This is a genomic window from Streptomyces panaciradicis (assembly GCF_023516615.1).
Lineage (GTDB): Bacteria > Actinomycetota > Actinomycetes > Streptomycetales > Streptomycetaceae > Streptomyces > Streptomyces panaciradicis.
Map to the genome: position 1 here is coordinate 1 of NZ_JAMGBF010000322.1, position 1,104 is coordinate 1,104.

Annotated in this window: 1 protein-coding gene; it reads left to right on the plus strand. The window is 73.1% G+C overall.

Annotated elements, in window-relative coordinates; all coding sequences use genetic code 11:
* A partial coding sequence (locus M8J74_RS44170) for a sulfite oxidase (protein WP_249841770.1) occupies positions 1–1,005 on the plus strand: 1,005 nt, incomplete at its 5' end.
* Positions 1,006–1,104: the final 99 nt, after the last annotated feature.

Here is a 1,104-nt window from a genome sequence, read left to right on the forward strand (position 1 = left end):
GGCGCCGCCGGCCGGGACGCGGTGGCCTCCCGACGCGACGTGAGGCTGCCCGCCCCCGCCTCCCCGGCGGCCGCCGTACCCCGGGGCGCGGCCCTGCGCATCCCCGGCATCAGCCCCTTCACCACGCCGAACGGCTCCTTCTACCGGGTCGACACCGCGCTGGTGGTGCCGAAGGTCGACGCCACCTCCTGGCGGCTGCGCATCCACGGCAAGGGCGTCACCCGGCCCCGCACGCTCACCTACGACGACCTGCTGCGGCGCGAGCTGATCGAACGGGACATCACCCTCACCTGCGTGTCGAACGAGGTCGGCGGCCCCTACGTCGGCAACGCCCGCTGGATCGGCGTACGCCTGGCCGACCTGCTGGCCGAGTGCGGGGTCCGCCCTCCCTCGAAGGGCGGCCCGGCCGACCAGCTGGTCGCGCGCTCGGTGGACGGCATGACCATCGGCAGCCCCGTCGAGGACGTGATGGACGGCCGCGACGCCCTCCTCGCGGTCGGCATGAACGGCGAGCCGCTGCCCTTCGCCCACGGCTTCCCCGTCCGCATGGTGGTGCCCGGCCTCTACGGCTTCGTCTCCGCCTGCAAGTGGATCGAGGACATCGAACTCACCACCTTCGACGCCTACGACCCCTACTGGGTCAAGCGTGGCTGGGCCCGCAAGGCGCCCGTCAAGACGCAGTCCCGCATCGACACCCCCAAGCCCTTCGCCCGCCCGAAGACCGGCACCGTCATGGTCGCCGGGGTCGCCTGGGCCCAGCACCGCGGCATCGACAAGGTCGAGGTCCGGGTCGACGACGGGCCCTGGCAGGAGGCCCGGCTCGCCGCCGAGGACAGCCGCGACACCTGGCGCCAGTGGTCCTTCCCCTGGCAGGCCACCAAGGGCAGCCACACCCTCACCGTGCGCGCCACCGACCGCACCGGACGGCTCCAGACCGACCGGCGCACCCGGACCATCCCGGACGGCGCCAGTGGATGGCACTCCGTGGTCGTGACCGTCGACTGAGCCGTCCCCGCAGACCACCTTCCCGATCCCCGTACGACCGCGGCTCTCGCCGCGGGACCCGACAGGAGAAACATGATGAACGCCCGTATCCGCCGTACC